24 protein-coding genes are annotated in these 22,405 nt (G+C 66.7%); 19 read left to right on the forward strand and 5 right to left on the reverse strand.

Going from position 1 to position 22,405, the window contains the following annotated elements; genetic code table 11:
• Window positions 1-84 precede the first annotated feature (84 nt).
• Together QGN17_RS00960 and QGN17_RS00965 are read left to right on the forward strand one after the other, a co-directional pair.
• Entirely contained in the window at window positions 85-1,884 is a 1,800-nt protein-coding gene (locus QGN17_RS00960; protein ID WP_281042646.1) for a peptide MFS transporter, read from the forward strand.
• Window positions 1,871-2,881 carry a M48 family metallopeptidase gene (locus tag QGN17_RS00965; protein WP_281042647.1) on the forward strand — a complete coding sequence of 337 codons (1,011 nt, stop codon included), beginning with the start codon at window positions 1,871-1,873 and terminating at the stop codon, window positions 2,879-2,881. Before QGN17_RS00960 ends, QGN17_RS00965 begins: the two co-directional genes overlap by 14 nt.
• Window positions 2,882-2,899: 18 nt before the next feature.
• Here the strand turns inward: QGN17_RS00965 and QGN17_RS00970 are convergent, their stop codons facing one another.
• Window positions 2,900-3,097 carry a hypothetical protein gene (locus QGN17_RS00970; protein WP_281042648.1) on the reverse strand — a complete coding sequence of 66 codons (198 nt, stop codon included), beginning with the start codon at window positions 3,095-3,097 and terminating at the stop codon, window positions 2,900-2,902.
• 104 nt (window positions 3,098-3,201) lie between these two features.
• On the opposite strand from QGN17_RS00970, the gene QGN17_RS00975 reads away from it, so the two are divergent.
• On the forward strand, window positions 3,202-4,482 hold the full coding sequence (locus QGN17_RS00975) for a dipeptidase (protein ID WP_281042649.1): 1,281 nt from the start codon (window positions 3,202-3,204) through the stop codon (window positions 4,480-4,482).
• An 11-nt stretch (window positions 4,483-4,493) separates the two neighbouring features.
• Here the strand turns inward: QGN17_RS00975 and QGN17_RS00980 are convergent, their stop codons facing one another.
• Window positions 4,494-4,772: a hypothetical protein gene (locus QGN17_RS00980; protein WP_281042650.1), complete on the reverse strand. Its 279-nt coding sequence runs from the start codon at window positions 4,770-4,772 to the stop codon at window positions 4,494-4,496.
• 56 nt (window positions 4,773-4,828) lie between these two features.
• On the reverse strand, window positions 4,829-5,758 hold the full coding sequence (locus QGN17_RS00985) for an L-threonylcarbamoyladenylate synthase (RefSeq protein WP_281042651.1): 930 nt from the start codon (window positions 5,756-5,758) through the stop codon (window positions 4,829-4,831).
• Between the two features lie 104 nt (window positions 5,759-5,862).
• Here QGN17_RS00985 and glmM point away from each other — a divergent pair, with 104 nt between their 5' ends.
• The 5 genes from glmM to rfbA are packed head-to-tail and all read left to right on the forward strand — an operon-like array spanning window position 5,863 to window position 10,174.
• Window positions 5,863-7,200, forward strand: coding sequence for a phosphoglucosamine mutase (gene glmM / locus QGN17_RS00990; RefSeq protein ID WP_281042652.1), 1,338 nt, complete (start codon window positions 5,863-5,865; stop codon window positions 7,198-7,200).
• Window positions 7,200-7,424 (forward strand): DUF1272 domain-containing protein, encoded by a 225-nt coding sequence (locus tag QGN17_RS00995; protein ID WP_281042653.1) that lies wholly within the window; start codon window positions 7,200-7,202, stop codon window positions 7,422-7,424. Before glmM ends, QGN17_RS00995 begins: the two co-directional genes overlap by 1 nt.
• Entirely contained in the window at window positions 7,421-8,191 is a 771-nt protein-coding gene (thiD, locus tag QGN17_RS01000; protein ID WP_281042654.1) for a bifunctional hydroxymethylpyrimidine kinase/phosphomethylpyrimidine kinase, read from the forward strand. Before QGN17_RS00995 ends, thiD begins: the two co-directional genes overlap by 4 nt.
• 58 nt (window positions 8,192-8,249) lie before the next feature.
• Window positions 8,250-9,308: a dTDP-glucose 4,6-dehydratase gene (gene rfbB, locus QGN17_RS01005; protein WP_281042655.1), complete on the forward strand. Its 1,059-nt coding sequence runs from the start codon at window positions 8,250-8,252 to the stop codon at window positions 9,306-9,308.
• Window positions 9,305-10,174 (forward strand): glucose-1-phosphate thymidylyltransferase RfbA, encoded by an 870-nt coding sequence (rfbA, locus tag QGN17_RS01010; protein WP_281042656.1) that lies wholly within the window; start codon window positions 9,305-9,307, stop codon window positions 10,172-10,174. Before rfbB ends, rfbA begins: the two co-directional genes overlap by 4 nt.
• A gap of 38 nt (window positions 10,175-10,212) precedes the next feature.
• On the opposite strand, the gene QGN17_RS01015 is transcribed toward rfbA, so the two are convergent.
• Window positions 10,213-11,526: a nucleotide sugar dehydrogenase gene (locus tag QGN17_RS01015; protein WP_281042657.1), complete on the reverse strand. Its 1,314-nt coding sequence runs from the start codon at window positions 11,524-11,526 to the stop codon at window positions 10,213-10,215.
• Between the two features lie 143 nt (window positions 11,527-11,669).
• On the opposite strand from QGN17_RS01015, the gene msrA reads away from it, so the two are divergent.
• The 5 genes from msrA (at window position 11,670) to QGN17_RS01040 (ending at window position 16,058) form a co-directional block, all read left to right on the forward strand.
• Window positions 11,670-12,221 carry a peptide-methionine (S)-S-oxide reductase MsrA gene (gene msrA, locus QGN17_RS01020; protein WP_281042658.1) on the forward strand — a complete coding sequence of 184 codons (552 nt, stop codon included), beginning with the start codon at window positions 11,670-11,672 and terminating at the stop codon, window positions 12,219-12,221.
• Window positions 12,222-12,536: 315 nt separating this feature from the next.
• Complete coding sequence (locus QGN17_RS01025; protein WP_281042659.1) at window positions 12,537-13,136, forward strand: ribonuclease HII; 600 nt, start codon at window positions 12,537-12,539, stop codon at window positions 13,134-13,136.
• A gap of 197 nt (window positions 13,137-13,333) precedes the next feature.
• A complete protein-coding gene (locus tag QGN17_RS01030) occupies window positions 13,334-14,470 on the forward strand; it encodes a site-specific DNA-methyltransferase (protein WP_281042660.1) in 1,137 nt (378 codons plus the stop codon).
• Window positions 14,467-15,594: a dihydropteroate synthase gene (gene folP / locus QGN17_RS01035; RefSeq protein WP_281045119.1), complete on the forward strand. Its 1,128-nt coding sequence runs from the start codon at window positions 14,467-14,469 to the stop codon at window positions 15,592-15,594. The genes QGN17_RS01030 and folP overlap by 4 nt, the downstream gene beginning before the upstream one ends.
• A gap of 83 nt (window positions 15,595-15,677) precedes the next feature.
• On the forward strand, window positions 15,678-16,058 hold the full coding sequence (locus tag QGN17_RS01040; RefSeq protein WP_281042661.1) for a hypothetical protein: 381 nt from the start codon (window positions 15,678-15,680) through the stop codon (window positions 16,056-16,058).
• Window positions 16,059-16,067: 9 nt separating this feature from the next.
• Here the strand turns inward: QGN17_RS01040 and QGN17_RS01045 are convergent, their stop codons facing one another.
• Window positions 16,068-17,495 (reverse strand): sigma-54-dependent transcriptional regulator, encoded by a 1,428-nt coding sequence (locus tag QGN17_RS01045; protein WP_281042662.1) that lies wholly within the window; start codon window positions 17,493-17,495, stop codon window positions 16,068-16,070.
• A 153-nt stretch (window positions 17,496-17,648) separates the two neighbouring features.
• Between QGN17_RS01045 and QGN17_RS01050 the strand changes: the two genes are divergently transcribed.
• From QGN17_RS01050 to QGN17_RS01075, 6 genes are all read left to right on the forward strand, one after another.
• Window positions 17,649-17,780: an aa3-type cytochrome c oxidase subunit IV gene (locus QGN17_RS01050; protein ID WP_281042663.1), complete on the forward strand. Its 132-nt coding sequence runs from the start codon at window positions 17,649-17,651 to the stop codon at window positions 17,778-17,780.
• Between the two features lie 16 nt (window positions 17,781-17,796).
• Window positions 17,797-18,918, forward strand: a complete 1,122-nt coding sequence (locus QGN17_RS01055) for an NAD(P) transhydrogenase subunit alpha (protein ID WP_281042665.1) — start codon at window positions 17,797-17,799, stop codon at window positions 18,916-18,918.
• Window positions 18,915-19,295, forward strand: coding sequence for a hypothetical protein (locus QGN17_RS01060; protein ID WP_281042666.1), 381 nt, complete (start codon window positions 18,915-18,917; stop codon window positions 19,293-19,295). Before QGN17_RS01055 ends, QGN17_RS01060 begins: the two co-directional genes overlap by 4 nt.
• 6 nt (window positions 19,296-19,301) lie before the next feature.
• On the forward strand, window positions 19,302-19,601 hold the full coding sequence (locus QGN17_RS01065; RefSeq protein WP_160362961.1) for an NAD(P) transhydrogenase subunit alpha: 300 nt from the start codon (window positions 19,302-19,304) through the stop codon (window positions 19,599-19,601).
• A gap of 103 nt (window positions 19,602-19,704) precedes the next feature.
• On the forward strand, window positions 19,705-21,174 hold the full coding sequence (locus QGN17_RS01070) for an NAD(P)(+) transhydrogenase (Re/Si-specific) subunit beta (protein ID WP_281042667.1): 1,470 nt from the start codon (window positions 19,705-19,707) through the stop codon (window positions 21,172-21,174).
• Between the two features lie 465 nt (window positions 21,175-21,639).
• Window positions 21,640-22,395, forward strand: coding sequence for a TlyA family RNA methyltransferase (locus QGN17_RS01075; protein WP_281042668.1), 756 nt, complete (start codon window positions 21,640-21,642; stop codon window positions 22,393-22,395).
• The last annotated feature ends 10 nt before the right edge of the window (window positions 22,396-22,405 follow it).

Here is a 22,405-nt window from a genome sequence, read left to right on the forward strand (position 1 = left end):
TTGCCGAAGCCGTCCGTGCCGCTAGTCTGCGCCGCATGATCGGCGAGGCGACGAACGCCCGCCCCAATGATTTTCGGAGCCTGAATGTCCCTTCCCGACGCGGACGCCACGTTTGAACCCGGTTCCCCCCATGTCAGCCGAACGGACGGCGATACATGGCTGGGCCATCCCCGTCAGCTTCGACGGCTTTTCTCGATCGAAATGTGGGAGCGTTTCGGCTTCTACGGGATGCGCGCTCTGCTCATCCTGTATCTCACCAAGCATTTCCTGCTGCCCGATCACGAGGCGAACGGGCTGCTCGGCGGCTTCCTCAGCCTCTGCTACCTGACCCCGCTGGTCGGCGGCTGGCTGGCGGACCGCTATCTCGGATCGAAACGATCGGTGAAGTTCGGCGCGCTCGTCATGGCGCTGGGCTATTTCCTGCTCTGCTTCGGCGGACATCAGGGCCAGCCCTATGCGACGATCGACAACGTCCGCTACGACGTGTCGCAGGCCCCGCCCGCGACGCCGCTGGCGATCAACGACGCGCCGCAGACGATCGTGATGGGCGGGCAGACGCTCACCATTCACGGCCTGCCGGACGGTTCCGTCCAATTGCTCGGCGCTGGCGGGCAGGTCACCAAGACGATTCCGGCGGGCGGCTTCAACTCGGGTGCGGACCGGTCGCCTTTCTACTCGGCGCTCATGCTGCTGGCGCTCAGCCTGATCGTGGTGGGCAACGGTTTCTTCAAGCCGAACATCTCGACGATCGTCGGCGCGCTCTACGCGCCGGGCGACCGTCGCCGCGACGCCGGCTTCACCATCTTCTACGCGGGCATCAACGTTGGCTCGATCCTGGGGCAGGCGGCCTGCCCGTGGCTGGTCAACCATGTCGGCTGGTGGGCCGGTTTCCTGATCGTCTCGGCGGTGCTGTTCCTCGCCTATATCCTGATGCAGTTCGAGGGCGGCAGGCTCGCCGGCTATGGCGAGGCCCCGCCGCGCGAGGGGCCGGACCGGGCACCGCTGATCTACATCCTCACCTTCCTCGGTGCGGCGGTCGTCTGGCTGATCTTCCAGAACGTGATGGACGCGCCGGAGCCTTCGGGCAGCACGATCTGGGAATATGTCGCGGCGACCCCGCTGCTCGGCAAGGCCCTGCTGGCGATCTTCCTCGCGGCGGTGATCGGCATTCCGATCTGGTCGTGGCGGGTCGGCACGCGCACCGAGGCGCAGATGATGCTGGCGGCGATCATCCTCGTCGTCTTCAACGTCACCTTCTGGGCGCTGTTCGAGCAGGCGGCGTCCTCGCTCACCCTGTTCGCCGATCGCAACACGACACTGGAGATCTTCGGCTTCCACATGTCGGCAGCGGCCACGCAACAGTTCAACCCGATCGTGGTGGTGGCCTTCGCGCCGATCGTCAGCTGGATCTGGCTGGTACTCGCCAAGCGCGGGCTGGAGCCGTCGATCCAGGTCAAGTTCGCGATCGCGCTGATGCTGGTGGGCCTCGGCTTCGTCGCTCTGGCATGGAGCGGCCAGTTCCATAACGAGGAGTTCCGCGTCTCGCTGTGGTGGCTGGTGCTGACCTATTTCCTCCACTCGATTGCCGAATTGTGCATTTCGCCGGTGGGTCTCAGCATGATCACCAAATTGTCGATCGCGCGGATCGTCGGCATGATGATGGGCGTCTGGTTCCTGTCGATTTCCGTCGGCGAATATCTCGCCGGCGCGGCGGCGCAGTCGGCCTCGGTGCAAACGGTTGGCGGGCAGGTGACCAATCCGGAACTGGCGCTCAACACCTACCTCCACACCTTCATGACGGGTGGCGAGCTGACCATCGGTGCCGGCATCCTGCTGCTGGCGCTGACCCCGGTACTCAAGCGGCTGATGCATGGCGTTTCGTAAGGCCATCATCGCCGGGCTGGCGCTGGTCGCGACGGCGGCCGGCCCCGTACCGGGGGATCCCAAATATGTGCAGGATGCCGATCAGCTGCTGAAGGCGGACCTGACGGTCGCCAAGGTCGCTTACCTGCTGCAGACCGGCGCGCTCGGCCATTGCCCCCGCAGGACGGCGCTGCCCGGAATGCTGGTGCTCGATGCCTCGCAATATCCGGACGACTGGCGGCGCTTCATCGCGGCGCAGTGGGGTGTGAAGACGCGCCCGACGGTGGAGGCGGTGATCCCCGGTGGCCCGGCCGACGAGGCGGGTGTGAAGGCCCGTGACGAGATCGTCAGCCTCAACGGGCAAAATCTCGCCGCGCAATTGCCGGCGTTGAAAACCGTGCAGGATGGCGGCGTGCGGATCACCATGATCCGCGACCGGATCGATGCGGCCTTCGCAGCGGGGCCGGTGACGCTTGGCCTGCTGCGCGACGGCAAGCCGGTCAGCCTGTCGGTGACCGGCACGCCCGCCTGCTGGTCCTTCGTCGAGATCGGGCAGGGCACGGGCCATCAGGCCTCGGCCGAGGGCAAGGTCGTGACCATCGATCAGGGGATGCTGTCAGAAATCCAGAGCGAAAGCGATCTGGCCTTCATTCTTGGCCACGAACTGTCGCACAATTTCCTCAAGACGCGCGAGGAGCTCGATGCGAAGGGGACCAGCTTCGGCCTGTTCAGCGCGTTCGGTGCGAACGGCGCGCGGCTGCGCGACAGCGAGCGTGAGGCGGATTACTGGGGCGTCTACATGATGACCTGGGCGGGATACGATCCGCACGGTGCCGCGGATTTCTGGCGTCGCCACAGCAAGATGGACATCAACGGGCTGCTCGCGATGAGCCATCCGAGCAACGGCACGCGCATCCACGATCTGGAAGCGGCGGCGGACGAGATCGCCGCCAAGCGCGCCGCCGGCAAGCCGCTCGATCCCGATTATGCGCACTTCCGGCAGGTTGTCGGCCACTGATGGCGGCGGGCCGCGGCCTCAGATGACAATGCTGAGATAAAGGCCGATCGCGATCGGGATCAGCAGGATAAGGGCCACCAGCATGGTCTTCTTCCGCTCGGGCGCATTTTCGCGCCAGCGGCGCGCCTTGCGCTCCTGCCGCAGATCCGTGTGGATGCGATCGACGAGGGCGGCCAGATCGGCCTCCGCGGGGGGCACCTCTCGTGAGTCGCGCATTCGCATGACGGCTCATTATGGCATCGCGCATCGCCCGATTCCATGGGGTCTGTGCCCGTCATTCCGGGCGTGCATATGCCGCGATCCCTGCCTAACCTGATGCGATGAAAACGGCTCTCCTCGCGCTTGTCGCGCTCGCTGCGGCTCCCGCTCATGCCGCAGACTATCCGGCCCGCGTCGCCCGCATATTGAAGGCGACGCCTCTGATCGACGGGCACAATGACTGGGCGGAGGTGCTGCGCGAGCGGGAGGGCGAGGGGCGGTGGACGATCGACCTGCGCTCCGGCCTCGGCGCGCGGCCCAAGCCCTACAATACGGACATCGCGCGGCTGCGGCAGGGCATGGTCGGCGGGCAGTTCTGGTCGGTCTGGGTCGATCCGTCGCTGCCGCCGCTCGATCAGGTGAAGGAAACGCTCGAGCAGATCGATCTCGTGAAGACGATCGTCGCGCGCTACCCGGATACGTTCGAGCTTGCCCGCACGGCTGCCGAAGTGCGTCGCATCCACAAGGCCGGGAAGATCGCCTCGCTGATCGGCGTCGAGGGCGGCAACCAGATCGCCGACAGCCTTTCGGTGCTGCGGGCCTATCACGATCTCGGTGCGGGCTATCTCACGCTCACCCACAGCAAGACGATCGAGTGGGCGGATTCGGCGACCGACAATCCGCAGCATGACGGCCTCACACCCTATGGCGAGGCGGTGGTGCACGAGCTCAACCGGCTCGGCATGCTGGTCGATCTCAGCCACGTCAGCGAGGCGACGATGCGCGATGCGCTGCGCGTCTCGAAGGCGCCGGTGATCTTCTCCCATTCGGGTGCCCGCGCGCTCGACGACCATCCGCGTGACGTGTCGGACGATGTGCTGAAGCTGGTCGCGGCGAATGGCGGCGTGGTGATGGTCAATTATGCGCTGGCCTATGTGTCGGACGATTACCGCCGCTGGTCGTCGGACAAGCATGCCGAGGAAGCGCGGTACAATTCGCCGCCTTTCGGAGGCCTTTATATCGGTCAACCGGATCGGGCGGCGGCGGCGATGAAGGCGTGGCTGGCCGCGCATCCCGCGCCGAAAGTCACCTTGTCGCAGGTCGCCGATCATATCGAGCATATCGCCAGGGTGGCGGGCATCGATCATGTCGGCATCGGATCGGACTTCGACGGGGTCGACAACGATCTGCCGGAAGGGCTGGGCGACGTCTCGACCTATCCGGCGCTGCTCGCCGAACTGCTGCGGCGCGGGTGGAGCGATGCCGATGTCGCGAAGGTGGCGGGCGGCAACGTGCTGCGGGTGATGGCGCGGGCCGAAGCGGTGTCGGCGACGATGAGGAGCGAGTTGCCCGCTACGGTCAGCGAGCCTGTGCTTGATGGGGCAGGGACGGCGCATCCATGAGCGGGGATCGCTCAGGCGATCCGGCGCAGCGTTTCTTCTGCAGGGGTTTCGGCGGCAGGCGGAGATGACGTGGCAGAGAGCGGGCCATCGGTGGTTTCCGCCTGGCGTCGCCGCACCGTCCGCAGCACGAGACTGAGTGCGATGCGCTGCACCAGCGGCGGACGCGCATCGATCGCGCGGCGGACTTCGTCCTCCGCCTCGGCCCCATTCTCCAAGATCATCAACGCCGCGCAGTCATCGAGCAAACGCAAAGGCCCGAACGCGCGCAGCCTCGCGCGAACCCGTTTCAATGTCTGACACCCCTGTCCCGATCAGATGATCAAAAAACGCCGGGGGTGGCAAGGCTTTATCGCGGGGCGGCGGCTCTCCGCAGCCGGTCGTTGATCGCCAGGCCGAGCCCGTCGGACGGGATGGGCGCGATCGCGATGGCGGTGGTGTCGGTCGCATCGGCGCGGTGCAGCGCCTCGAACAGGCGCGCGGCGGCCTCCACCGGATCGCCAGAGGGCGAGAGGCTGTCGTCGCCGGCGACCGGGCCGAAACCGATCAGCCATTCGCCATCGCGGCGATCGGTCGCGTCGAGGCGGAGCGGCTTGCCCGGCGCATAATGGCTGGAAAGCTGGCCCGGCGCCTCGATCTTGCCGTCGCCGGCCGCCTCCACGGGGAGGCCGGAGATTTCGGCGAGACGCGCCGCGTCGATCGGGCCGGGGCGAAGCAGGCGCAGACGATCCTGCTCGATCGCGACGATCGTCGATTCCAGCCCGTGCCGGGTCGGTCCCCCATCGAGAATCAGCGGCACCCGATCGCCGAGCGAAGCGGCGACATGCTTGGCGCGCGTCGCGCTGATGCGGCCGCTGGCGTTGGCGGACGGTGCGGCGAGGGGGCGGCCCGATGTCTCGATCAGCGCGCGCATCGCCGGGTGCGCCGGCATCCGCAGCGCCAGCGTCGGCAGGCCTGCCGTCACAAGCGATGAGACGGGCGCGTCGTCGCGCAGCGGCAGCACCATGGTCAGCGGGCCGGGCCACAGCGTGTCCGCGAGCCGATGCGCGACGGGAGACATTTCGGCCAGCGCCTCCGCCTGCGCGATGTTCGCCACATGGACGATCAGCGGGTTGAAGCTCGGCCGCCCCTTGGCCGCATAGATCCGCGCCACCGCCTCGCCCGATGTCGCGTCGGCGGCGAGGCCGTAGACCGTCTCGGTCGGCACCGCGACCGGCTGGCCGGCGCGGATCAGGTCCGCGGCGCGCGCGATGGCGGCATTGTCGAGGGGCAGGATCATGCCCGTGCCGCTACCGCAGGCATGAAAGCTCCGCAATGATTGCGGACGGGGTGGAAGCATTCACGCATGACGGTGTAAGGGGCCTGTCTCGCAGAGGAGCGATCATGGCGCGCAAATATTTCGGGACGGACGGTATTCGCGGGCGCACCAACGAGGCGCCGATGACGGTGGAGCTCGCGATGAAGGTGGGGCAGGCCGCCGGCGCGCACTTCCTGCGCGGCGATCATCGCCACCGGGTCGTGATCGGCAAGGACACGCGGCTCTCCGGCTACATGATGGAATCGGCGCTGGTCGCTGGCTTCACCTCGGTCGGCATGGACGTGATCCTGTTCGGCCCGATCCCGACGCCCGCCGTCGCGATGCTGACCCGTGCGATGCGCGCCGACATCGGTGTGATGATCTCGGCCAGCCACAACCCGTACCAGGATAACGGCATCAAGCTGTTCGGGCCGGACGGCTTCAAGCTGTCCGACGAGGACGAGGCGGCGATCGAGAAGGCGCTCGACAAGGCGCCGCGCCTTGCCGCCGCCGAGGCGATCGGCCGCGCCCAGCGCATCGAGGATGCGCGTGGCCGCTACATCCACGCGGTAAAGGCGACCTTCCCCGAGAATCTCCGCCTCGACGGCCTGCGCGTGGTGGTCGATTGCGCGAACGGCGCCGCTTACAACGTAGCGCCGTCGGCCCTGTGGGAATTGGGTGCGGACGTGATCGCGATCGGCGTCCAGCCGAACGGCACCAACGTCAACGATGGCGTCGGTTCGACCGCCCCGCAGGCCCTGCAGCAGAAGGTGCTGGAGACGCGCGCCGACATCGGCATCGCGCTCGACGGCGATGCGGACCGCCTGATCATCGTCGACGAGAAGGGCAAGATCATCGACGGCGACCAGATCATGGCGCTGATCGCCACCGGCTGGCAGCGGCGCGGGCTGCTGCAGGGCGGTGGCATCGTCGCGACCGTGATGTCGAACCTCGGGCTGGAGCGCTATCTGGAGAAAGCCGGCCTCTCGCTCCACCGTACTGCGGTCGGCGACCGCTACGTGCTGGAGGCGATGCGCCGCGACGGCTTCAACGTCGGCGGCGAGCAATCCGGCCACCTGATCCTGTCCGACTACGCCACCACCGGCGACGGGCTGGTTGCCGCGCTGCAGGTGCTCGCCGAACTGGTCGAGACCGGCAAGCCGGCGTCGAAGCTGCTTGCCTGCTTCGAGCCGTTGCCGCAGAAGCTCCAGAACGTCCGTTTCAAGAGCGGCGCGCCGCTGGAGACCGACGGGGTCAAGGCCGCGATCGCCGAGGCGGAGAAGCGTCTCGAAGGTTCCGGTCGTCTCGTCATCCGCAAGTCCGGCACCGAGCCGCTGATCCGCGTGATGGCGGAGGGCGAGGATCCTGCCCTGGTCTCGGCGGTGGTCGAGGATGTCTGCGAGGCGGTGAGGCGCGCGGCCTGATGCTGGAGATGCGCCCCGACTGCGAACGCTGTGGCACGGACCTGCCGGCGCAGCACCCCGGCGCGTTCATCTGCTCTTTCGAGTGCACCTTCTGCGCGGAATGCGCCGATGCGCTCGACGAGCATTGCCCCAATTGCGGTGGCGAACTGATGGACCGCCCGACCCGCAGCGGCGACGCACTCAAACGCTATCCAGCCTCGACCGAGCGCAAGCACAAGGGATGAGCGCTCCCCGAGTGCTGGTGATCGCCGGATCGGATTCCGGCGGCGGGGCGGGCATCCAGGCGGACATCAAGGCGGTCACCGCCTTCGGCTGCCATGCCATGACCGCGATCACCGCGATCACCGCGCAGAATACGCTCGGCGTATCGGATATGTTGGTGCTGGAACCGGCGCTGGTGGTCGCACAGATCGATGCCGTGCTCACCGACATCGGTGCTGACGCGATCAAGATCGGGATGATCGGATCGCCCGCCATCGCCGAGGCGGTCGCCGATCGACTCTCTCGCGAGGATGCGCGAGTGCCGCTGGTGTTCGATCCGGTGATGGTCGCGACCAGCGGCGCGACGCTCGCCGACGAGGCGACGATCGCGGCGTTCGAGCGGCTGATGGCGCTCGCCACCCTCGTCACGCCCAACCTGCCGGAATTGGCCCTGCTTTCCCCGGAAGGCCCCGAGGCTTTGGCGACCCGCGCACGCGCTGCGGTGCTGGCCAAGGGCGGGCACGGGGAGGGCCAGCGGCTGATCGATCGCCTCGTTCGCGTCGATGGATCCAGCGAGACGTGGATCGACGACCGCATCGAGACCCGCCACACCCATGGCACCGGCTGCACGTTGGCAAGCGCGATCGCGGCCGGGCTGGCGAAGGGCGAGCGGCTGGACGCGACGGTCGCGGCGGCGCGGCGCTACGTGCGGGCGGCGATTCTCGCGGCGCCGGGCCTGGGCCGGGGCAGCGGCCCTCTCGGTGATCCGCGTCGCCGCGCGCTGGATTAGGAATTTGCTCAGGCTAATCGGCTATGGGAAGGCCGATTGACCGTGGGAGGAGGGGCCGATGCGCATCATGGTGACCGGGGGGGCGGGCTTCATCGGCTCCGCGCTGGTTCGCCACCTGATCGCGGACAGCCCGCACGAGGTCCTCAATTTCGACAAGCTGACCTATGCCGGCACGCTGTCGGCAGTGGAGGAGGCGAGCGGCAGCCCGCGCTATCGCTTCGTGCAGGGCGACATCTGCGATGCAGGAGCGGTGCAGCGCGCGATCGCGGACTTCCAGCCCGATGTGATCACGCACCTGGCGGCCGAAAGCCACGTCGATCGATCGATCGATGCGCCCGGCGCCTTCATCCAGACCAATCTGGTCGGCACCCACATCCTGCTCGATGCGGCCTGCGCCTATTGGCGCGGATTGCCGGAAACGCGGCGCAAGGCATTCCGTTTCCATCATATTTCGACGGACGAGGTGTATGGATCGCTGGGGCCGGACGGGCTGTTCACGGAAGCCACGCCCTATGATCCGCGCTCGCCCTATTCCGCGTCCAAGGCGGGGGCCGATCACCTGGTGAGCGCCTGGGGGCACACTTACGGCCTGCCGGTGCTGATCACCAACTGCTCGAACAATTACGGGCCGTATCACTTTCCCGAAAAGCTGATTCCGCTGATGATCGTCAAGGCGCTCGCGGACGAGACGCTCCCGGTCTACGGGCAGGGCGTGAACGTGCGCGACTGGCTCTTCGTGGACGATCACGTCCGCGCGCTCCGCCTGGTGTTCGAGCGCGGGACGCCGGGTGAAAGCTACAATATCGGCGGCAATGCCGAGCGGCGTAACATCGAGGTGGTAAAGGCCGTCTGTGCCGTGCTCGACGATCTGCGCCCGCGCGGCGATGGCCGCCCCTACAGCGCGCAGATCGGATTCGTGGCGGACCGGCCGGGACACGATCTGCGCTATGCGATCGATGCCTCGAAGATCCGCGACGCATTGGGCTGGAAGCCGCAGGAGAGTTTCGAAAGCGGGATCGGCAAGACGGTGCGCTGGTATCTCGCCAACGAACCCTGGTGGCAGGCGATCGTGCGCGAACGGCAGGCCGATCGCCGTCGCGGGCTGTCCGCGGCATGAAGGGCATCGTCCTCGCCGGGGGCACCGGCAGCCGGCTCCATCCGGCCACCCTGGTGGTCAACAAGCAGCTCCTGCCGATCTATGACAAGCCGATGATCTATTATCCGATCTCGGTGCTGATGCTGGCCGGCATCCGCGAGATCCTGATCATCTCCTCGCCGGACTATCTCGCCAATTATCAGGGCCTGTTCGGCGACGGATCGGAGATCGGCCTGTCCATCACCTACGCCGTGCAGGAACGGCCGGAAGGGTTGCCGCAGGCGTTCACCATCGGTGCCGATTTCATTGCGGACGATCCGGTGGCGCTGGTGCTGGGCGACAACATCTTCTTCGGCAGTCATCTGGTCGAGCTGCTGGCCCGCGCGGCCGAGCGCGAGGCGGGCGCCACGATCTTCAGCTACCGGGTCGAGGACCCGGAGCGGTACGGCGTGGTCGAGACCGACGATGCGGGGCGCGTCATCGGGCTGGAGGAGAAGCCCCGCGAGCCGAAATCGCATTACGCGGTCACCGGCCTCTATTTCTTCGATTCGAGCGTGGTCGCGCGCGCGCGCGGGCTGAAGCCTTCGGCGCGTGGCGAACTGGAGATCGTCGATCTCATCCGTTCCTATCTCGACGATGGCCTGCTGGGCGTCGAGCGCATGTCGCGCGGCTATGCCTGGCTCGATACCGGCACGCACGACAGCCTGATCGAAGCCGCCGAGTTCGTCCGCACGATCCAGCGGCGGCAGGGCATCCAGATCGCCTGCCTGGAAGAGATCGCGTTCCGCATGGGCTTCATCGATCGCGCGCAGGCCGAGCGACGAGGCCGGCTGTTCGCCAAGACGGCGTATGGCCGCGCCATCCTCGATGCTCTCGACGAGCCCTGATCGGGCGTCCTGTCAGATCCTACGAGACACGGTAACCGTCAGAGCGACCACATGGCCCGGCCGATGTCCCGCCCCCGGAACACGCCCTTCACGTCGGCGAACAGGCCATCCTCCTCGACGAGGCCCGCCAGCGTCGCGTCGTCCATCTCGCGATAGAAACGGTGCGAAACGGCCGCGACGACCAGATCGTAGCGCTGGTCCAGCGCTTCGGGATCGAGGTGCACGCCATAATCGCGCTCCGCCTCGGCGGCGTCGGCATGCGGATCGTGGACCGTCACCGAATGACCGTGGAACCAGAAGCGCTTGACGATGTCGCCAACCTTTGAGTTTCGCAGGTCCGGCACATCCTCCTTGAAGGTCACGCCGAGGATCAGCACGCGCAGCGAGCGGCGCTTGAGCGTCAGGTGGAGCGTGTCGGCGATCCAGCGCGCCATGTCGTCATTGACCGAACGGGCGGCCGGGATGACTTCCGGCAGGTGACCCAGCTCGATCGCGCGGTGCGAGAGGTAATAGGGGTCGACGCCGATGCAGTGGCCGCCGACCAGACCCGGTGTGAAGGGCAGGAAGTTCCACTTGGTCTTCGCCGCGTCGATCACGTCCCAGATGCTGACGCCGAGCTTGGAGAAGATGCGCGTCGCCTCGTTCATGAAGGCGATGTTGACGTCGCGCTGCGCATTCTCGATCGCCTTGGCGCCCTCGGCCGCCTTGATCGAGGCGGCGCGGAAGGTGCCGCCGGAGGTGACGCGCTCGTAGATCTTCGACACGCGGTCGGTGGTCTCGGGGCTGTCGCCCGACACCACCTTGATGATGCGGTCGACGGTATGCTCGCGGTCGCCCGGATTGATCCGTTCCGGCGAGTAACCGACGAAGAAGTCCTCCTTCCAGGTCAGGCCGGAAGCCTGCTCCATGGCGGGGACGCAGAGTTCCTCGGTGACGCCCGGATAGACGGTGCTCTCGAAGATGATCAGCGGCTTGCGGACGCCGTGCAGCATCCTGCCGACCATCTCGGAGGCCGAGAGGAGGGCGCGCAGGTCCGGCCGGTTGCGCTCGTCGACCGGCGTGGGGACGGTGACGATGTAGACATCGGCCGCCGCGCAGGCATCGGCCCTGGCGGCATATTGGAGTTCGGACGCCGCGAGGCGCGTGTCGTCGATCTCGTCGGTGCGATCGTGCCCGGCCTTAAGTTCCGCTATGCGGCCCTCATCGATGTCGAGGCCGACGGTCGGAAAGCTCTTGGCCAGAGCGACGGCAAGCGGAAGGCCGACATAGCCCAGTCCCACCACGACGACGGATTGAACGGCCACCTCGGCGGCGGCCGGAACGGAGCGGAGATCGGCGATGCGTGCGTCCATGGCCACGCTTCATAGGGCCAGCACGTAAAGGCTTCGTCAATTCCGATGGCGATCGGATCCGTACCGGATCGAGACGCCGCCTATTGAAAAACGCGCTGCGGCCGCCGAAATGGGCGACAAATCCTCCATCAAGGAGTCCTATCATGACCCAGGAAATCGCGACGCTGGCCGGAGGCTGCTTCTGGTGCGTCGAGGCGGTGTTCGACGACGTGATCGGCGTCGAATCCGTCGAGAGCGGCTATATCGGCGGCACAGTCGCCAACCCGACCTACAAGCAGGTGTGCGGCGGCGATACCGGCCATGCCGAGGCGATCCGTATCGCCTTCGATCCGGCCGTGATCAGCTATGACGACATCCTCGACATCTTCTTCCACATCCACGACCCGACCCAGCTCAACCGGCAGGGTAACGACGTCGGCACCCAGTATCGTTCGGCGATCTTTCCCCACTCTGCAGAGCAGGAAGCGTCGGCGCGGCACGCGATCGAGCGGGCGCAGTCCGATTGGGACAAGCCGGTCGTCACCACCATCGAGCCGGAGGCGCCATGGTACGTCGCCGAGGATTATCACCAGGAATATTTCGAGCGGGAAGGGGCCGGCAATGCCTATTGCATGGCGGTCGTCGCACCCAAGCTGCAAAAGTTCAGGAAGAGCTACGCAGCTCGGCTGAAGCGTCAGGCGGCGGCCGTATCGTAAATGGATTGTAAAGGACGTGGCGGGTCTAGTTGCAATGCAGCAAGACTCGCCGCTTTAGCGGATGACCAGCGCGATCAGGCCTGCCCAACAGGCTGAACCGCACACCATGCCGGTCATCAAGGCGACCGCGAATTGACGCGGCATCATGTCGATATCCTTGCGCACCATGGTCAGGTCCTCATTCCTGTCCCCTTATGACTTGTTTCTGCCTATCAAGTTATTAATCGGCGACCGAAGGGGAGGTTCCACTTTCGTCGAATGCGGCGCGGAGCGCTCCTCGCTTTGCACGACGGGGTGCCGGCGCTAGGAGGGGCCATGCCTCCCAGTTTCCGTTTCGAGCGCGATCATCCCGAACCCTGCGCCGGCGTCGACGAGGCCGGACGTGGTCCGCTCGCCGGGCCGGTGGTGGCCGCCGCCGTGATCCTCGACCGGCGGCGCGTGCCCCACGGCATCGACGATTCCAAGAAACTGGACGAGCCGGCGCGCGAGGCGCTCTACGCCAAGATCACGCGGATCGCGGGCTGGGGCGTCGGCATCGTCGATGTCGACGAGATCGACCGGCTCAACATCTACCATGCCACCATGCTGGCGATGACGCGCGCGGTGGATGCGCTCGGCGTCGAACCGGGGATGGTGCTGGTGGACGGCAATGCGCTGCCCAAGTGGCGCTATCCCGCGACCGCCATCGTCTCGGGCGACGCGCTCAGCCGCTCGATCGCAGCCGCCTCGATCGTCGCCAAGGTAACGCGCGATCGGATCATGCACGAGCATGACGCGACATGGCCCGGCTATGGCTGGCGCCAGAACAAGGGCTACGGCACCCCCGCGCACAAGGCGGCGCTGGTTCGCCTGGGGCCTAGCCCGATCCATCGCCGCAGCTTCGCGCCGGTCGCGCAACTCTGCCTCGCGATCTGAAAAGCGGCCAGCCGAGTCCTCGCAGCCACACCACTAGGGATTGAGTCCGACGAGTCGCCCGGACTCAACATCCGGTGGCGGTCTTGTTTCGTTTCATCAGGAAAGCCACGCGACTCGCCGGAATCTTTACCCTTTTTTGCTTGACCGCGAGTCGCCGGGGACTCAGTTTGCGCGCCGAAACGGGTTCGGGGCACAGCATGCATCAGGTTGAGACGGGTACGGGATCGAAGATCGCGCGGGCGCGTGCGGCGGCTGGTGAGTTGCCGCTCGACCAGATCCTGCGCGACGATTGCATCCACGCGATGTCGCAGCTGCCCGATAAGTCGATCGACTGCATCTTCGCCGATCCGCCCTATAATCTGCAGCTTGGTGGCGATCTCTTCCGTCCTGACGGTAGCCAGGTCGATGCGGTGGACGACGATTGGGACAAGTTCGACAGCTACGCCAGCTACGATCGCTTCACCCAGGCGTGGCTCGCGCAGGCGCGCCGGATCCTGAAGGATAACGGCACGATCTGGGTAATCGGTAGCTATCACAATATCTTCCGGGTCGGTGCTGCCATTCAGGATGAGGGTTTCTGGATCCTCAACGACATCGTCTGGCGCAAGGCCAACCCGATGCCCAACTTCAAGGGCACGCGCTTCACCAACGCGCACGAGACGTTGATCTGGGCGTCCAAGTCCGAGAAGGCGCGCTACACCTTCAACTATCAGGCAATGAAGGCGCTGAACGAGGAAGTGCAGATGCGCTCCGACTGGAGCTTCCCGATCTGCTCGGGCGCCGAGCGGCTGAAGGATGACGACGGCGCCAAGGCGCACCCGACCCAGAAGCCGGAGGCGCTGCTGTATCGCGTGCTGCTGGCGACGACCAAGCCGGGCGACGTGGTGCTCGATCCCTTCTTTGGCACTGGCACCACCGGTGCGGTGGCGAAGCGCCTTGGCCGCCGCTGGATCGGCATCGAGCGCGAGCCGAAATATATCCGCGTCGCCCGCGAACGTATCGCCGCGGCACTTCCGCTCGACGAGAGCGCGATGACGGTGATGCCGTCCAAGCGCGCCGCGCCGCGTGTGCCGTTCGGTGCGATCGTCGAGGCGGGGATGTTGCTGCCGGGTGCGGTGCTGACCGACGCGAAGCGCCGCTGGAAAGCGAGCGTACGGGCGGACAGCTCGCTGTTCTGCGAACTGGGTGAGGGATCGATCCACAAGCTCGGCGCGACGCTGCAGGGCGCGCCCTCGTGCAACGGCTGGACCTTCTGGCATGTCGAGCGCGAGGGGCGGCTGGAGCCGATCGATACGCTGCGCCAGCAATGGCTGGCGATGCAGCCCGCCGGATGATCTCTGCCGAGATCGCGCGGCGCGGCCGAACCGCGCGCATCTATCTGCGCCCGACCGGCTTCGTAGACGCGCCCTTCGGCTATGACGGGCAGGCGCTGCGCCTCGCCGGCGGCCTGCTGTGGTTCTCGATGGTCGAGGCGATCGCCGCCGACGAGAGCGGGCGTTTCGCCAGCGCGCTGGTGCCGGTCGAGCGGATCGAGGATTTCGCCGAGAGCCTGCCCGAGCCGCAATCTTCGGCCGCGCGCACCCAGCTTCGTCGCCTGACCGCGCCGCGCGTCGCGTTGACGCTCGGGCAGCGCACCGTTCGGCTCGATCAGCCGCAGGTGATGTGCATCCTCAACGTCACGCCCGACAGTTTTTCGACCGGCAAGGGGCTGGAGGCCGATCCGCAGGCCGCTGCGGCGGCTGCCGTCGCGATGGCGGAGGCGGGCGCCGCGATCGTCGATATCGGCGGCGAATCCACCCGGCCCGGTGCGAAGACGGTGTGGGAAGGCGACGAGATCGCCCGCGTGAAACCGGTGATCGAGGCGTTGCGCAATTCCGGCGTCGCGCTGTCGATCGACACCCGCAAGGGGCAGGTGATGGAGGCGGCGCTCGCGGCCGGGGCGCATCTGATCAACGACGTCGCCGCGTTGACCTGGGACGACGAAGCGCTGGCAGTGGTGCTGCGCACACAGGCGCCGGTCATCCTCATGCACCATCAGGGCAACCCAGCGACGATGCAGCAGGATCCGCGCTACCGCGACGCCCTGTTGGACGTGTACGACTGGCTGGAAGCGCGGATCGACAGCGTGGTCGCCGCCGGCGTGGCGCGCGAACGGCTGCTGGTCGATCCCGGCATCGGATTCGGCAAGAATCTCCGCCACAATCTCCAGATCCTGAACGGTCTGTCGCTGTTCCATGGACTGGGCCTTCCGATCGTGCTCGGCGCCAGCCGCAAGCGCACCATCGGCGCGCTCTCCAGCGAGGCTCCGGTCGAGCAGCGTCTCGGCGGCTCGATCGCGCTGGCTCTGAAGGGGGCGGTGCAGGGCGTGCAGATCCTGCGCGTCCACGACGTGTTCGAGACGGTGCAAGCGGTCCGGGTGTGGCGCGGGATGCGGGATGAGGCGCTGACGCCCGGCTGAGAAACTTCGACTACGTTTCGATTGACAACGGGAGGCCGGAGCCGTTCAATCGAAATGTGGGGGGGATAACAGGAGGTTTTATTATGCCTCAGTCCCTGAAACAGCCCTTCTTTCTGATCGGTGTGGCGATGATGATTGCCACAAGTGCCCACGCATCGGGCGCGATCCAGCTTCTGCCGGGGCAGATCCAGGCGGGATATGATCAAAGCGTGCAGTCTCTCCGACAGGAGGCGCTCGATCAGCAGCAGCGCGATGGTGGCACGCTGACCGATGCGCACATGGCGTCGTTCCAGAAGCGCTATGCCGGCCTGACGGAGCATTACCGCCAGATTCTGCTCCACAACAATCCGTACTCGGTCAGCGCGGATGGCACGGCGCGCGCGCCGTCGACCGTCGCCGCCGACTGGACGGCGACTCGGTCGGTCGATCGGCCGCAGATTTTCGGTTCGCTCGCGCCGAAATAAGCCGGAGCCTTACGCCGCGCTGTCGATCCCCAGATCGCCGAGCTTACGGTACAGCGTCGACCGCCCGATCCCGAGCCGGCGGGCGACCTCGCTCATCCGGCCGCGATAGTGGCTGATGGCGAGGCGGATCACGTCGCCCTCGATATCTTCCAGCGGGCGAAGGTGCCCTTCTGGCGTGTAGAGCAGCACGCCGCCGGTCGCGACGGACGGCATGCGGTGGCCGGTCTCCGCGCGCGGGCGGCGGCGGGAGAAGCTCTCCTGCGCGATCTGCGGGAAGTCGGCGGTGGTGAGCGAGGGCGCGTCGCACAGCACGGCGGCGCGGAACAGGGCGTTCTGGAGCTGGCGGACGTTGCCCGGCCAATCATAGGCGCCGAGTAGCGCCAGCGCGTCGTCGGTGATGTCGAGTTCGCGCAGGCCCGGCTGGCGGGCGATGCGATCGAGCAGGTGGCGGGCCAGCGCCGGCAGATCGGCGGCGCGCTCGCGCACCGGCGGCAGTGCGACGTGCACGCCGGCGAGGCGGTAAAGCAGGTCCTCGCGGAAGCGGCCCTGAGCCACCTCCTCGGCGAGCGACACGCGGCTGGCGGCGATGACGCGGACGTCGACCTCGCGATAGCCGCGCGCGCCGAGCGGCCAGATGCGGCCGGATTCGAGCACGGCGAGCAGCCGCGCCTGCGTATCGAGCGGCAGCGCCGCCACGTCGTCGAGGAACAGCGTGCCGCCATCGGCTTCGACGAAGCGGCCATGCTTGCGCTCGAAGGCGCCGGCGAAGGCGCCCTGCTCGTGGCCGAACAGGGTCGAATCGACGACGTTGGCGGGCACGACGCCGCAATCCACCACGATCAGCGGGCGCTGGGCGCGGGGGGAGGCGGCGTGGATCGCCTCGGCGAACATTTCCTTGCCGGTGCCGCGTTCGCCCTCGATGAGAACGGGCACGCGGCTTTCGGCGGCGCGCTCGGCGGTGGCGTGCGCCGCGCGGAAGGCGGGTACGCTGCCCACGATCTCGTCGAAGCTGAGCGGTTGCCAGAGCTTCTCGGCCATCGGGCGCAGCTCGCCCTCGATCGAATCGCGGTTGGCCGCGGTGTCGAGCGCGGCCATCAGCCTTTCCGGCGCGATCGGCTTGACCAGATAATCGGTGGCGCCCTGCCGCATCGCCTCCACTGCGACGGCGAGGCCGTCGAGCGCGGTGAGGACGTGGACGGCCTTGTCCGGATGCGCGGCGCGCAGTTCGGCGACCGTCGCGGGCGTATCGTCGCGCTGGTCGATCAGCACGGCTTCGACAGTCGCGCCCTGCGGCGACTTCAGCGTCTTGAGCGCGGCGGCCGCCGAATCGGCGACCATCGTGCGCCAGCCTGCACGCGCCGCGATGGCGGATACCAGGCGGCGTTGCCCGGCATCCTCGTCAATCAGCAGCAGGCTCCGGATGGTCTCGCGCGGCATTCCGTTCCCTCGGTTTCGGAACGATTGCTAGCGCGGCCGGGTAAAGACGGACTTAAGCCCGGCCAAGCAGCGACGCCTGTCCAAAGGGATGATTGCACTTGCAGTGTAGGACTTGGCAGGTCAAACCGCGCCAAAGAGATCAGGAGGGCGGACATGTCGGATCATTCCCCGATGGAAATGAAGGCGCACGAAAACACCTATGAGGGTTTTCTCTCGCTGCTGAAGTTCGGTACCGTCGGCTGCCTGATCGTGGCGTTCGTCGTCGTCTACCTGATCTCGCACTGAGGTCGCGGGCATGGGGGTGAAGATCGCGGTCCTGCGCGAGCAGGCGGCTGGAGAGCGTCGCGTCGCGGCCACGCCGGAAACGGTGAGAAAGTTCATCGGCCTTGGCGCCGAGCTGGCGGTGGAAGCGGGCGCGGGCGTGACGGCCTCGATCGCGGATGCCGCCTATGCCGATGCCGGCGCGACCGTCGCGGATCGCGCGGCGGTGCTGGCCGGCGCCGACATCATCCTGGGCGTGCAGGGGCCGGACCCGGCCTCGATCGCGGGCGCCAAGACCGGCGCGTGGCTGGCGGCGGGCCTCAATCCGTTCGGCGAGCGGACCCGCGTTGACGCTTATGCCGCCGCGGGGATCGAGGCACTGGCGATGGAATTCATGCCGCGCATCACCCGCGCGCAGTCGATGGACATCCTCTCCTCGCAGTCCAACCTGTCGGGCTACAAGGCGGTGCTGGATGCGGCGGCCGAATATGGCCGCGCTTTCCCGATGATGATGACGGCGGCGGGCACGGTGTCGGCGGCGCGCGTGTTCATCATGGGCGTCGGCGTCGCGGGCCTGCAGGCGATCGCCACCGCGCGGCGGCTCGGCGCGCAGGTTTCCGCCACCGACGTGCGTTCGGCGACCAAGGAGCAGATCCTGTCGCTCGGCGCCAAGCCGATCTTCGTCGAGAATGTCGCGGGCATCGAAGGCGAAGGCTCGGGCGGCTATGCCACCGAGATGTCGGAGGAATATCAGAAGGCGCAGGCCGAGCTGGTCTCCGGCCACATCGCCAAGCAGGACATCGTGATTACCACCGCGCTGATTCCGGGCCGCCCGGCGCCGCGCCTGATCAGCGACGCGCAGATCGCCTCGATGCGGCCGGGCAGCGTGATCGTCGATCTCGCGGTGGAGGCCGGCGGCAATGTCGAGGGTGCGGTCGCGGGTGAGGTTGTCGAGCGCCACGGCGTCAAGATCGTCGGCCACCGCAACGTGCCGAGCCGGCTGGCCGCGGACACGTCCGCTTTGTTCGCCCGAAACCTGTTCAACTTCCTGTCAGCCTTTTGGGACAAGGATAAGGGAGCGCCCGTGCTCGATGCGGAGATCGGCGATGCCATCCGGCTGACGCAGGGCGGCAAAGTCGTGAATCCGAGGTTGCTGACATGAACGCGCTCTTTCTTTCCCTCCTGATGGTCGCCGGTTCGGCCAACGGACCCGTCCAGCATTCGACCGACGTCAAGACCGACGCGAGCGATCCGTTGACCGGAAAGTTCGCCGATGCGCTGCGCAGCGCCATCCCGCATGCCAAGCATATGAAGCCGTGGTCGGGCGACGAGGCGGACGATCTCTACCTGACGATCCTCTGGCCGGTGACGGAGGACGGCAAGCGTTTCAGCTATGCGGTCGATCTGATGAAGAAGACCGGCGACATGGTGACGCCGGACCGGCTGGCTTCGCTGACCGGCACGTGCCGTACGAAGGAAATCGCGCCGTGCGCGGCGGATATCGTCGCCAAGGCGGACAAGAAGGCGGGGGAGGACTGAGCGGCCATGGATTTCATCTCGATCCTGTCGATCTTCGTGATGGCCTGCTTCGTGGGCTATTATGTTGTGTGGTCGGTGACGCCGGCGCTGCACACGCCGCTGATGGCGGTGACCAACGCGATCTCCTCGGTGATCATCGTCGGCGCGCTGATCGCGGGCGCTGCGGCCGGGAGTGCGACGTCGAAGTGGCTGGGGCTGCTGGCGATCGTGCTGGCCAGCGTCAACATCTTCGGCGGCTTCGCCGTCACCGAGCGGATGCTCGCCATGTACAAGAAGAAAGAGCGGCCGACAGCCGCCAAGCATTGATCCATTCGTCACCCCGGACTTGATCCGGGGTCCCGCTTCTGAAGACGCGGGAAGGCAGCGGGACCCCGGCTCAGGGCCGGGGTGACGGTAGGGGGCAGAGGTAGTGGAAGAAGTCGCGGTAAATCCCTGGGTGGCGCTGGCCTACCTGATCGCAGGTATCTGCTTCATCATGGCGCTGCGCGGGCTTTCCAGCCCCGAGAGCAGCCGCAAGGGCAACCGCTACGGCATGGCGGGCATGCTGATCGCGGTGGTGACGACGCTGATTACGCATGTACCGCTGAACGGCTATCAAGCTTTCGGCGCTAACGGTTTCATCGCCCACATTGACGGCATCACGCTCATCGAGATCGTCGCCGCGATCGTGATCGGCGCGGCCATCGGCCTCACCACTGCCCGCCGCATCAAGATGACGGACATGCCACAGCTCGTTGCTGCCTTCCACTCGCTGGTCGGCCTCGCGGCGGTGCTGGTGGCGATCGCAGCCTATGCCAACCCGGCGGCGTTCGGCATCCTCGATCCCGAGACGCTGCACATCCATCAGGTCAGCCGCATCGAGATGGGGCTCGGAATCGCGATCGGCGCGATCACCTTCTCAGGTTCGGTGATCGCCTTCCTCAAGCTCAACGGCAACATGTCGGGCAAGCCGATCATGCTGCCCGGCCGCCACGTCATCAACCTCGGCACGCTGGCGCTGATCATCGGCCTGATCGCCTATTTCGTCACCGACGACAGCCTGCCCGTCTTCGCCGCGATCACGGCGCTCAGCTTCGTGATCGGCTTCCTGCTGATCATCCCGATCGGCGGCGCGGACATGCCGGTCGTGGTGTCGATGCTGAACAGCTATTCGGGCTGGGCGGCCGCCGCGATGGGCTTCACGCTGCACAACACCGCGATGATCATCACCGGCGCGCTGGTCGGCTCGTCGGGCGCGATCCTCTCCTACATCATGTGCCGCGCGATGAACCGCAGCTTCATCTCCGTGATCGCCGGCGGCTTCGGCGCGGAGAGCGGTGGTCCCAGCGGAGGCGGGCAGGCGATCGACCGCCCGTGGAAGCGCGGCTCGGCCGAGGACGCGGCGTTCCTCATGCAACAAGCCGAGCAGGTCATCATCGTGCCGGGCTACGGCATGGCGGTGGCGCAGGCGCAGCACGCGCTGCGCGAGATGGGCGACATCCTCAAGAAAGAGGGTGTCCGCGTGAAATACGCCATCCACCCGGTCGCGGGCCGTATGCCGGGCCACATGAACGTGCTGCTCGCCGAAGCCAACGTCCCCTATGACGAGGTGTTCGAGCTGGAGGACATCAACGGCGAGTTTGCGCAGACCGACGTTGCCTTCGTGATCGGCGCCAACGACGTCACCAATCCGGCGGCCAAGACCGACAAGAGTTCGCCCATCTACGGCATGCCCGTACTCGACGTGGAGAAGGCCAAGACCGTGCTGTTCGTGAAGCGCTCGATGGGCGGTGTCGGCTATGCCGGCGTCGACAACGAGGTCTTCTATATGGACAATACGATGATGCTGCTGGCCGACGCGAAGAAGATGGTCGAGGAGATCGTCAAGGCCATGGGGTGACCGCGCGAGAAGCGACATGCCGGGGGCATGTCGCAGCGCGGGCACCGGATTGCGCAAGCGATCCGCTGGGATGAGCCGGGACGGATAGACAAGTTCATAATCCTCCCCCTGGCGGGGGAGGATTGATGTGTCCCACACATGCGAAAGCCGCCAAGGTTTCCCTGGGCGGCTTGGACACCCGGCTCGATGGCCGGAGAGGTGGACGGCGGGAGCGCCGCCGCGCCTTAGTGGATCAGAATGGTGGCGATCGCCAGCGACTGAGCGCCGAGGAGCGCCGCGGCCATCGCCACGTTCTCGAGAATACGCATGTTGATTTCCTATGCTTGTGCGCGCAGGGCAACGCCTCAGAGGGGGGGGGGGACGGACGTTGCCCTGCGACGAAACGTGAGATAAGTCTGACGAAATATTATTTCAAGTGTGAGTAATGATCACGTGATTGCGTGAATTGCAACCGGAGCCGAGCAGATGAGCAAGGGCATTCGTGCCGATCAATTGCTGGCCGATCGCGGCCTCGCCGAGAGCCGGACGCGCGCGCAGGCGCTGATCCTCGCCGGTCTCGTCTATACGGGCGATCGCAAGGTGGAGAAGGCGGGCCAGCCGCTCGCCCCCGAAGCGCCGCTGGAGGTGAAGGGCAAGGACCATCCCTGGGTCTCGCGCGGCGGGCTCAAGCTCGATCACGCGCTCACCCATTTCGGCTGGGAGGTGACCGGCGCGACTGCGATCGACGTCGGCTCCTCGACCGGCGGCTTCACCGACGTGCTGCTGACCCGCGGCGCGGCGAAGGTCTATGCGGTGGATGTCGGCCACGGCCAGCTCGCCTGGAAGCTCCGCGAGGACGATCGCGTCGTCGTGCTGGAGCGTACCAACGCCCGCCACCTCACCGCCGAGCAGATCCCCGAGCCCGTCGACATCGTGGTCTGCGATGCAAGCTTCATCGCGCTGTCGAAGGTGCTGCCTGCCGCGCTCGATCTGGCCAAGCCCGGCGCGCGCCTCGCCGCGCTGATCAAACCACAGTTCGAGGCGGGCAAAGGGGAGGTCGGCAAGGGTGGCGTCGTGCGCGACTCGGCCGTCCACCAAAGGGTCTGCGACGACGTCGTGGCATGGCTCGGCACGATCGGCTGGGACGTGATCGGCGTCACGACCAGCCCGATCACCGGCCCGGAAGGCAATATCGAGTTTCTGGTGACCGCTATGAGACAGATGTCCAACAACGCCGGTTGACGCGCCGCAG

The sequence above is a fragment of the Sphingomonas oryzagri genome (assembly GCF_029906645.1).
In the GTDB taxonomy this organism is placed as follows: domain Bacteria; phylum Pseudomonadota; class Alphaproteobacteria; order Sphingomonadales; family Sphingomonadaceae; genus Solisphingomonas; species Solisphingomonas oryzagri.

Excerpts from the sequence above, each read along its gene's own strand:
- QGN17_RS00960 (WP_281042646.1), top strand. The coding sequence starts at position 85 with ATGTCCCTTCCCGACGCGGACGCCACGTTTGAACCCGGTTCCCCCCAT.
- QGN17_RS00965 (WP_281042647.1), top strand. The coding sequence starts at position 1,871 with ATGGCGTTTCGTAAGGCCATCATCGCCGGGCTGGCGCTGGTCGCGACG.
- QGN17_RS00970 (WP_281042648.1), bottom strand. The coding sequence starts at position 3,097 with ATGCGCGACTCACGAGAGGTGCCCCCCGCGGAGGCCGATCTGGCCGCC.
- QGN17_RS00975 (WP_281042649.1), top strand. The coding sequence starts at position 3,202 with ATGAAAACGGCTCTCCTCGCGCTTGTCGCGCTCGCTGCGGCTCCCGCT.
- QGN17_RS00985 (WP_281042651.1), bottom strand. The coding sequence starts at position 5,758 with ATGATCCTGCCCCTCGACAATGCCGCCATCGCGCGCGCCGCGGACCTG.
- glmM (WP_281042652.1), top strand. The coding sequence starts at position 5,863 with ATGGCGCGCAAATATTTCGGGACGGACGGTATTCGCGGGCGCACCAAC.
- QGN17_RS00995 (WP_281042653.1), top strand. The coding sequence starts at position 7,200 with ATGCTGGAGATGCGCCCCGACTGCGAACGCTGTGGCACGGACCTGCCG.
- thiD (WP_281042654.1), top strand. The coding sequence starts at position 7,421 with ATGAGCGCTCCCCGAGTGCTGGTGATCGCCGGATCGGATTCCGGCGGC.
- rfbB (WP_281042655.1), top strand. The coding sequence starts at position 8,250 with ATGCGCATCATGGTGACCGGGGGGGCGGGCTTCATCGGCTCCGCGCTG.
- rfbA (WP_281042656.1), top strand. The coding sequence starts at position 9,305 with ATGAAGGGCATCGTCCTCGCCGGGGGCACCGGCAGCCGGCTCCATCCG.
- QGN17_RS01015 (WP_281042657.1), bottom strand. The coding sequence starts at position 11,526 with ATGGACGCACGCATCGCCGATCTCCGCTCCGTTCCGGCCGCCGCCGAG.
- msrA (WP_281042658.1), top strand. The coding sequence starts at position 11,670 with ATGACCCAGGAAATCGCGACGCTGGCCGGAGGCTGCTTCTGGTGCGTC.
- QGN17_RS01025 (WP_281042659.1), top strand. The coding sequence starts at position 12,537 with ATGCCTCCCAGTTTCCGTTTCGAGCGCGATCATCCCGAACCCTGCGCC.
- QGN17_RS01030 (WP_281042660.1), top strand. The coding sequence starts at position 13,334 with ATGCATCAGGTTGAGACGGGTACGGGATCGAAGATCGCGCGGGCGCGT.
- folP (WP_281045119.1), top strand. The coding sequence starts at position 14,467 with ATGATCTCTGCCGAGATCGCGCGGCGCGGCCGAACCGCGCGCATCTAT.
- QGN17_RS01040 (WP_281042661.1), top strand. The coding sequence starts at position 15,678 with ATGCCTCAGTCCCTGAAACAGCCCTTCTTTCTGATCGGTGTGGCGATG.
- QGN17_RS01045 (WP_281042662.1), bottom strand. The coding sequence starts at position 17,495 with ATGCCGCGCGAGACCATCCGGAGCCTGCTGCTGATTGACGAGGATGCC.
- QGN17_RS01050 (WP_281042663.1), top strand. The coding sequence starts at position 17,649 with ATGTCGGATCATTCCCCGATGGAAATGAAGGCGCACGAAAACACCTAT.
- QGN17_RS01060 (WP_281042666.1), top strand. The coding sequence starts at position 18,915 with ATGAACGCGCTCTTTCTTTCCCTCCTGATGGTCGCCGGTTCGGCCAAC.
- QGN17_RS01065 (WP_160362961.1), top strand. The coding sequence starts at position 19,302 with ATGGATTTCATCTCGATCCTGTCGATCTTCGTGATGGCCTGCTTCGTG.
- QGN17_RS01075 (WP_281042668.1), top strand. The coding sequence starts at position 21,640 with ATGAGCAAGGGCATTCGTGCCGATCAATTGCTGGCCGATCGCGGCCTC.